Origin of the sequence: Enterobacter cloacae complex sp. 2022EL-00788, from assembly GCF_026627565.1 — a bacterium.
Taxonomy (GTDB): Bacteria; Pseudomonadota; Gammaproteobacteria; order Enterobacterales; family Enterobacteriaceae; genus Enterobacter; species Enterobacter pasteurii.
The window spans coordinates 1-8711 of sequence record NZ_JAPNMC010000029.1 but is presented as its reverse complement, the minus strand read 5'-3'; the positions used below and the strand labels follow the sequence as shown (position 1 = coordinate 8711).

Here is an 8711-nt window from a genome sequence, read left to right as displayed (position 1 = left end):
GTGATCGACCTGAAGAAAAAGTCGATCACCATGGGTAAAGGATGTTAAAAAGTGTTCACCATGTCCCCGAACACCTGTCTACCATGTCCCCGGACCGTACAGGGGAGAGGGTTAGGGTGAGGGGCAAGCCGTAAGGTCCCGCAAAACCTACCCTTTAATCCTCGGATCCAGCGCGTCGCGCAGCCCATCACCCAGTAAATTAAACGCCAGCACGGTGAGGAAAATCGCCAGGCTCGGGAAGATCGCCACGTGCGGCGCAATCACCATATCCGCCCTCGCCTCGTTCAGCATCGCACCCCACTCCGGCGTCGGCGGCTGTGCCCCTAACCCCAAAAACGACAGGCTCGCCGCCGAGATAATCGACACGCCAATGCGCATGGTGAAGTAGACCACGATGGACGACACCGTCCCCGGCAGAATATGGCTGAACAGGATGGTGGCATCGCTGGCCCCCATGCTGCGTGCCGACTCGATAAAGGTCTGCTGCTTGAGCACCAGCGTGTTGCCACGCACCAGGCGAGCGAAGGCGGGTATGGAAAATACCGCCACGGCGATGATGACGTTCGCCATGCCGCTGCCCATCACCGCCACCACGGCAATGGCCAGCAGAATGCCGGGAAAAGCAAACAGCACGTCGCAGATGCGCATGATGATGCGATCCCACCAGCCTTCGTAGTACCCTGCCACAAGCCCCAGCACGGTGCCAATCGCCGCGCCTATCAGCACCGCAAAAACCCCGGCCGCCAGCGAGATTTGCGCCCCTACCAGCACGCGGCTGAAAATATCGCGCCCGAGCGAGTCCACGCCAAACCAGTGCATCATCGACGGGCCATCGTTCAGACGGTCGTAGTCGAAGTAGTTTTCCGCATCAAACGGGGCTATCCACGGGGCAACCATCGCCACCAGGATCAGCAGCAACACAAACAGCCCGGCGACCATCGCGACCGGCTGACGGCGGAATCGCCGCCAGAACTCAACCCACGGGGTGCGAATATGGTCCGGCCTGATCCCCGGCATAGCGTTCAAAATGGCCTGACGACGCCAGTTCAATAATCGCATCTTATTTATACCTGATAGCCGGGTTAATGGCGGCGTAGAGCACGTCCACCACAAGATTGATAAGAATAAATTCCAGCGAGAAAAGCAGGACTTCCGCCTGAATCACCGGGTAGTCGCGCATGTCGACCGAGTCGACCAGCAGACGCCCCAGCCCCGGCCAGTTGAAGACCTTCTCTACCACGATAGAGCCGCCCAGCAGAAAGCCAAACTGAAGCCCCATCATCGTCACCACCGGGATCATCGCGTTACGAAAACCGTGCTTGAGGATGACCCATTTCTCGCTAACCCCTTTCGCCCGCGCGGTGCGAATATAATCTTCGCTCAGCACGTCAACAAACGAGGCGCGGGTGAAGCGGGCCATCACCGCCGCAACGGCTGCGCCAAGCGTCATGGAGGGGAGAATGTAGTGCTTCCAGGTGTCGGCCCCGACGGTGGGCAACCAGCCCAGCTCGACGGAGAAAATCTGCATCAGCAGCATGCCCAGCGCAAACGCCGGGAAAGAGATGCCGGTGACCGCCAGCGCCATGCCGATTTTATCCGGCCAGCGGTTGCGCCAGACGGCGGCCACAATCCCTGCGCCCAGGCCAAATATCACCGCCCAGCCCATGCTGGCAAGCGTTAGCCAGAAGGTCGGCATAAAGCGGCTGGCAATCTCCTCCGACACCGGCCGACGCGACACCATCGAGATGCCAAAGTCACCTTGCAGGACGTTGCCAATGTAATGCAGAAACTGCCGGTACAGCGGCTGGTCAAGCCCCAGCTGTTTACGCACCAGCTCGATAACCGTCGCGTCCGCTTCCGGCCCGGCAATTAACCGCGCCGGATCGCCGGGCAGCATGTGGACAAACAAAAACACCAGCACGGCCACAATCAGCAGCGTCGGGATTAGCCCCAGCAGGCGTTTACACACATAATTCAGCATGAGTTTTATTTTAGATCCGCGTCGTCAAAGCTAAAGCCGGTATCCGGCATGATGTAAAAGCCGGTCAGCGCTTTGTTATGGGCCGACACCAGCTTTTCCACCACCAGCGGCACCCACGGCGACTCTTTCCAGATAATGTCCTGCGCCTCCTTGTACAGGCGCGCTTTCTCTTCCGGTTTGGTGGTTTTCAGGGCAGCGGCCAGATCCTTATCCACCTGCGGATTGCTGTAGAACGCGGTGTTGAACAGCGTTGGCGGCCAGTTCTGGGAAGCAAACAGCGGCGACAGCGACCAGTCCGCTTCACCGGTTGAAGCGGTCCAGCCGGTATAGAACATCCGCACGTTGCTCTCTTTCTGCCCTTTACCTTCCACCTCTGCCGCGCGCTGCCCGGCATCCATCGCCGTGACCCGCGCTTTAATGCCCACCTGCGCCAGCTGCTGCTGGGTAAATTGCAGCACCTTCTGAGCGGTACTGTGATTATGCGACGACCACAGCGTGGTGCTGAAACCGTCTGGATAGCCCGCCTCTTTCAGCAGCTCCCGCGCTTTTGCCGGATCGTACGGCCACGGCTGATAGCTCTGGGCGTATTCGATGGTCGGCGGCATCACGCCCGTCGCCGGAGTGGCGTAGCCCGCAAAGGCAACCTTCACCAGCGCCTGACGGTTAATGGCGTAGTTAATGGCTTCCCGCACCTTCGGATTATCAAACGGTTTTTGCGTAACGTTCATGCTGATGTAGCGCTGCATAATCGACGGGCTGGCCACCAGCTCCAGCCTGCTGTTTTTCGCCAGCAGCGCCGCCTGCTCGTACGGGATCGGGAAGGCAAACTGCGCTTCGCCGGTTTGCAGCATCGCCGCGCGGGTATTGTTGTCCACGACCGGGCGCCAGGTGATGGAATCCAGCTTCGGCAGCCCCTGCTGCCAGTATCCGGCGAACTTTTTCACCTTCACAAAATCGGTCTGGTTCCAGGTAAGCAGCTCGTACGGCCCGGTTCCCACCGGGTGGAAGCCAATCTCATTGCCGTATTTTTTCAGGGCGGCGGGCGAAATCATGGCCGTCGCCGGATGCGCCAGAATATTGATAAACGCCGAGAACGGCTCTTTCAGGACGATCTTCACCGTCGCCGGATCGACCACCTCGGTACGGGCAATATTCTTATACAGGTTATAGCGCTTAAGACCGTTTTCCGGATTGCTGGCACGGTCGAGGTTGATCTTAACCGCCCCGGCGTTGAAGTCGGTGCCGTCCTGGAACTTCACGCCGCTACGAAGCTTAACGGTATAAACCAGCCCGTCGTCCGAAACGGTGTACCCTTCCGCCAGCACGTTTTTCAGCTTCATCTCTCTGTCCAGGCCGAACAGCCCCTGATAGAACGATTTCGCTACCGCCTGGGAAAGGGTGTCGTTCGCATCGTACGGATCCAGCGTCGTGAAGTTAGACCCCACTGCCACCACCACGTCTTTAGCAGCGAACGCGGGGGCGGCGGCCAGCGCGGCCGTCACGCTCGCGGCCAGCAGCCATTTACGAGCAACAAAAGGAACCATTGTGTTCTCCTGCCTGTTGTAGGTTATAACCGCGAGAATGCATTGTCCTGACGCGGTGGTGCGACAAAATGACCGGGACCGACCTCACGCAGCGCCACGCGCTCCAGGGTTTCGCCCCGTTTACGAATATTGCTCGGCATGTCGTCCTGCAGCAGCACGCGCTGGGCGTGTCGATGCTCCGGATCGGCAACCGGTACGGCGGACATCAGCTTGCGGGTGTACGGGTGCTGCGGGTTTTCAAACACCGCCCGACGGGGGCCGATTTCAACAATCTGCCCCATGTACATCACCGCCACGCGATGGCTGATACGCTCCACTACCGCCATATCGTGGGAGATGAACAGAAACGCAATGCCCATATCCCGCTGCAGGTCAAGCAGCAGGTTAATGATTTGCGCGCGGATAGAGACGTCCAGCGCCGAAACGGACTCGTCGGCGATCACCACCTTCGGGTTCAGCGCCAGCGCGCGCGCGATGCAGATGCGCTGCCGCTGCCCGCCAGAAAATTCGTGCGGATAACGCCAGGCATGCTCCGGCTTCAGGCCCACGCGCTCCAGCAGCCACGCGACGCGGCGCTGGGCGGCCTCGCCGTCGAGCAGGTTATGCACCCGCAGCGGCTCCATGATCGAGTACCCCACCGTATGGCGCGGATCGAGCGACGCGTAAGGATCCTGGAAAATAAACTGAATATCCCGGCGCACCGCCTGCAGCTTGCTGTTGGGAAGGGTGTCGATACGCTCGCCGTTGAAGGTGATGCTCCCCTCCTGCGACTCCACCAGCCTGAGCAGCGCCCGCCCGGTGGTGGATTTACCGCAGCCGGACTCCCCCACCAGCGCCAGCGTTTCGCCCGGCCAGAGATCAAAGCTGACGTTTTCGACCGCGTGTACTTCGCGCTTCACGCGATTCAGGATCCCGCTTCGCAGCGGGAAGCGCGTCACCAGGTCGCGCACTTCGAGAATTGGCCTGCCGGGTACCACCGTATCCTGCGCGGTGTCGTCTTCCTGCTGCGCCTGCTGGCTCGGGGAAATCAGCGGAAAGCGGCGCGGAAAATCGCTGCCGTTCATGGCGCCCAGGCGCGGGACCGCCGCCAGCAGCGCTTTGGTATAAGGATGTACAGGCGCATGAAACACCTGCTCAACCGTGCCGGTTTCCACGGCATGGCCCTGATGCATGACCAGCACCCGATCGGCAATATCCGCAACCACGCCCATGTCGTGGGTGATAAAGATCACCCCCATCTCCATCTCCTGTTGCAGCACCTTTATCAGCTGCAGGATCTGGGCCTGAATGGTCACGTCCAGCGCCGTCGTCGGTTCGTCGGCAATCAGTACCGCCGGACGGCACGACAGCGCCATCGCAATCATCACCCGCTGGCGCATACCGCCAGACAGCTGATGCGGATAGCGGGACAAAATCGCGTGCGCCTCGGGAATACGCACCAGCTCCAGCATTCGCCTGGCTTCGTTGAGGGCCTCATCGCCGTTCAGCCCCTGGTGCAGGCGAATAGACTCGGCAATCTGCTCCCCCACCGGAAAGACCGGGTTCAGGGAGGTCATCGGCTCCTGGAAAATCATGGCGATATCCGCCCCGCGCACGCCCTGCATCTGCGACGCGCTGAGCTCGTTGAGGTCGATAACCTGGCGGTTCCTGCGGCGGAGCAGGATCTGTTCGCTGGCGACCCGCCCGCCCGTCTGCTCAAGCAGACGCATCAGCGCCAGCGCGGTCACGGATTTACCCGAACCGGACTCGCCGACTATCGCCAGCGTTTCGCCACGGTTGAGCGAAAACGACAGGTCCTGAACCGCCGGAATAAACTGCCGCTCTTCCTGAAAGGCAATATTCAGCTGATGAACGGCCAACACTTCCCGGCTGTCCAGCTCTTCACTGTGCGGCACGCGGCGCCCCCTTATTCACGATAAATTCCTGTGCTGGGCGCATCGCCGGCATACCCCCACGCCCGGTACATCCCTTCGCTGTTGAACGGCAGGGCTACGTTTCCTTCGCGATCCACCGCAATCAGGCCACCTTCGCCGCCCAGCGCCGGCAGCTTTTCCATCACCACCCGCTCGCAGGCCTCGCTCAGGCTTAAACCGCCGTAATCCATCAGCGCGGTGATGTCGTACGCCGCCAGCGCCCGAATAAACACCTCGCCGGTGCCGGTGCACGACACCGCGGCCGTGGCGTTATTGGCGTAGCATCCTGCCCCCGGCAGCGGGCTGTCGCCCACCCGTCCCGGCAGCTTATTGGTCATACCGCCCGTTGACGTTGCGGCAGCGAGGTTACCGGCTTTATCCAGCGCCACCGCGCCTACCGTGCCCATTTTGCTGCGTTCATCCAGCGGCGCGGAATGATCAAGCTGCGTCATCCCCGCGGTACGGGCTTCCAGCAGCTGGCGGTAACGCTCCTCGGTGGAAAAAAGATCGGGCGAGACCGCGTCCATTCCGCGTTCGACGGCAAATTGCTCCGCCCCCGCGCCCGTCAGCAGCACGTGCGGGCTTTGCTCCATCACCAGGCGCGCGGCAAGTACGGGGTTACGCAGGCGGCTGACGCCTGCCACCGCCCCCGCTTTCAGGGTGACGCCGTCCATCACGCAGGCATCCAGCTCGTGCGTTTCATCCCGCGTAAAGACCGAGCCAATCCCGGCATTAAACAGCGGGCACTCCTCCAGCAGCCGCACCGCCTCGGTCACCACGTCCAGCGCGCTTTCGCCCGCTTCCAGCATCCGCTGGCCGGTTTCCACAATAGCGTTCAGTGCATCTATATAACGCTTTTCCTGCTCGGGACTGAGCTGTGCACGGGTGATTGCCCCGGCACCGCCATGAATTGCGATAACCGCTTTACTCATTTCGCATCACCCATCAGCCTGGCTGGCTGCTTTTTCTATAAATATCATTATCGTCGATGAAACTTCAGATGATTTTTGAATATAGAAAGACGCAACTGTGATGTAAAGCGTACACCCATCGGGTCATACAGTTAGCCGCACTTTTCTGCCATAATGGGCGCTTTCGTTGTTACTCCGCAGGAGCCCACCATGGATTTTACCGCCGGACTGATGCCGCTTGAGACGGCACTCTCGCAGATGCTTGACCGCATTACTCCACTGCACGACGTTGAAACGCTGCCCCTTGTGCGCTGTTTTGGCCGTATTGCCGCGCGCGATATCGTCTCGCCGATGAACGTGCCGGGGTTCGATAACGCGGCGATGGACGGCTACGCCGTGCGTCTGGCGGATCTGCAACCGGGTGCGCCGCTGCCCGTGGCGGGTAAAGCGTTTGCCGGGCAGCCGTTCAGCGGTGAATGGCCTGGGGGCACCTGCGTGCGCATCATGACCGGCGCGCCGGTGCCAAAGGGCTGCGAAGCGGTGGTGATGCAGGAAGAGACCGAACAAACGGACGACGGCGTGCGCTTTACCGCCAGCGTCAAAGCGGGACAAAATATCCGCCGCACCGGGGAGGACATTACCATCGGCGCGACGGTCTTTGCCTCCGGGCAAAAATTGACCGTCGCCGAACTGCCGGTCCTGGCGTCGCTTGGCATCGCGGAGATTGACGTGGTTCGCAAAGTGCGCGTGGCGGTGTTCTCCACGGGAGACGAGCTACAGCTGCCGGGCCAGCCGCTGAACGAGGGGCAGATTTACGACACGAACCGTCTGGCGGTTCACCTGATGCTGGAGCAGCTGGGCTGCGAGGTGATTAACCTGGGCATCATTCCTGACGATCCGGAAAAACTGCGCGCGGCGTTCATCGAGGCTGACGCGTCTGCCGACGTGGTGATTAGCTCCGGCGGGGTATCGGTTGGCGAAGCGGACTACACCAAAACCCTGCTTGAAGAGCTGGGCGAAATCGCCTTCTGGAAGCTGGCGATTAAGCCGGGCAAACCATTCGCGTTTGGCAAGCTTCCGCACAGCTGGTTCTGCGGCCTGCCGGGTAACCCGGTCTCTGCCGCGCTGACCTTCTACCAGCTGGTCATTCCGCTGCTGGCGCGGCTTTCCGGCAACAAGGCCAGCCCGCTGCCGGTACGCCAGCGCGCGCGTGCGGCAACGCGCCTGAAAAAATCCCCGGGTCGTCTCGACTTCCAGCGCGGCATCCTGACGCGCAACGCCGACGGCGAGCTGGAGGTGAGCACCACCGGGCATCAGGGCTCGCACATCTTCAGCTCCTTCAGCCAGGGTAACTGTTTTATCGTGCTGGAGCGCGAGCGCGGCCACGTAGAGGCGGGCGAATGGGTCGAAGTGGAATGCTTTAACCACCTGTTCGGAGGCTGATATGACGGTGGAGCTGAGCGACCAGGAGATGATGCGTTACAACCGCCAGATTGTGCTGCGCGGGTTTGATTTCGAGGGCCAGGAAGCGCTCAAGTCTGCCCGCGTGCTGGTTGTTGGTCTCGGCGGGCTGGGCTGCGCTGCCGCACAATACCTCGCCGCGGCGGGCGTGGGCAGCATGACGCTGCTGGATTTCGATACCGTGTCGGTGTCTAACCTGCAGCGCCAGACGCTGCACAGCGACGCGACCGTTGGCCAGCCGAAAGTAGAGTCCGCCGGGGCGTCGCTGGCCCGCATTAACCCTGACGCTCAGCTCACCCTGATTGATGCCCAGCTGAATGACGAGGCGCTGTTTGCGCAGATTGCGCAACACGATCTGGTGCTGGACTGCACCGATAACGTCGCCGTTCGCAACCAGCTTAACGCCGGCTGTTTCGCCCACAAAATCCCGCTGGTGTCCGGCGCGGCAATCCGCATGGAAGGGCAAATCAGCGTCTTTACCTACGCCCAAGGCGAACCGTGCTACCGCTGCCTGAGCCGCCTGTTTGGTGAAAATGCGCTGACCTGCGTTGAGGCGGGCGTGATGGCGCCGCTAGTCGGCGTGATTGGTTCGCTGCAGGCGATGGAAGCGATTAAGGTGCTGGCGCACTACGGCACGCCTGCGGCGGGGAAAATCGTGATGTATGACGCAATGACCTGCCAGTTCCGCGAGATGAAGCTGATGCGTAATCCGGGATGTGAGGTGTGCGGAGGTTAAAGCAAACGGCAACCTTCAGGTTGCCGTTTTAGTGTTTGCTCCCTCTCCCTGTGGGCTGAGGGATCCCCAGTAATATGGTCATACCACCATGACCATATTACTGTACTCTTTTCCCAGCTTTTTCATCTCGTTAACTATATTCAGGCGTCTTACTTTCCCGGGCTC

7 protein-coding genes are annotated in these 8711 nt (G+C 60.7%); 2 read left to right on the top strand and 5 right to left on the bottom strand.

All coding sequences use genetic code 11. The features are described from left to right. Positions 1-147: 147 nt before the first annotated feature. The 5 genes from gsiD to iaaA are packed head-to-tail and all read right to left on the bottom strand — an operon-like array spanning position 148 to position 6370. Complete coding sequence (gene gsiD / locus OWK27_RS24200; RefSeq protein ID WP_148418691.1) at positions 148-1059, bottom strand: glutathione ABC transporter permease GsiD; 912 nt, start codon at positions 1057-1059, stop codon at positions 148-150. A 1-nt stretch (position 1060) separates the two neighbouring features. Continuing rightward, positions 1061-1981: a glutathione ABC transporter permease GsiC gene (gsiC, locus tag OWK27_RS24195; RefSeq protein ID WP_148418690.1), complete on the bottom strand. Its 921-nt coding sequence runs from the start codon at positions 1979-1981 to the stop codon at positions 1061-1063. 5 nt (positions 1982-1986) lie between these two features. Continuing rightward, positions 1987-3525, bottom strand: a complete 1539-nt coding sequence (gene gsiB / locus OWK27_RS24190) for a glutathione ABC transporter substrate-binding protein GsiB (RefSeq protein ID WP_267591365.1) — start codon at positions 3523-3525, stop codon at positions 1987-1989. A gap of 23 nt (positions 3526-3548) precedes the next feature. Beyond that, positions 3549-5420: a glutathione ABC transporter ATP-binding protein GsiA gene (gsiA, locus tag OWK27_RS24185; RefSeq protein ID WP_267591364.1), complete on the bottom strand. Its 1872-nt coding sequence runs from the start codon at positions 5418-5420 to the stop codon at positions 3549-3551. An 11-nt stretch (positions 5421-5431) separates the two neighbouring features. Then, complete coding sequence (iaaA, locus tag OWK27_RS24180; protein WP_148418687.1) at positions 5432-6370, bottom strand: beta-aspartyl-peptidase; 939 nt, start codon at positions 6368-6370, stop codon at positions 5432-5434. Between the two features lie 189 nt (positions 6371-6559). On the opposite strand from iaaA, the gene moeA reads away from it, so the two are divergent. Together moeA and moeB are read left to right on the top strand one after the other, a co-directional pair. Then, entirely contained in the window at positions 6560-7792 is a 1233-nt protein-coding gene (gene moeA, locus OWK27_RS24175) for a molybdopterin molybdotransferase MoeA (RefSeq protein WP_267591363.1), read from the top strand. A gap of 1 nt (position 7793) precedes the next feature. Further along, positions 7794-8546, top strand: coding sequence for a molybdopterin-synthase adenylyltransferase MoeB (gene moeB / locus OWK27_RS24170; RefSeq protein ID WP_267591362.1), 753 nt, complete (start codon positions 7794-7796; stop codon positions 8544-8546). Positions 8547-8711 lie beyond the last annotated feature (165 nt).

Excerpts from the sequence above, each read along its gene's own strand:
- moeA (WP_267591363.1), top strand. The coding sequence starts at position 6,560 with ATGGATTTTACCGCCGGACTGATGCCGCTTGAGACGGCACTCTCGCAG.
- gsiC (WP_148418690.1), bottom strand. The coding sequence starts at position 1,981 with ATGCTGAATTATGTGTGTAAACGCCTGCTGGGGCTAATCCCGACGCTG.
- iaaA (WP_148418687.1), bottom strand. The coding sequence starts at position 6,370 with ATGAGTAAAGCGGTTATCGCAATTCATGGCGGTGCCGGGGCAATCACC.
- gsiB (WP_267591365.1), bottom strand. The coding sequence starts at position 3,525 with ATGGTTCCTTTTGTTGCTCGTAAATGGCTGCTGGCCGCGAGCGTGACG.
- gsiD (WP_148418691.1), bottom strand. The coding sequence starts at position 1,059 with ATGCGATTATTGAACTGGCGTCGTCAGGCCATTTTGAACGCTATGCCG.
- moeB (WP_267591362.1), top strand. The coding sequence starts at position 7,794 with ATGACGGTGGAGCTGAGCGACCAGGAGATGATGCGTTACAACCGCCAG.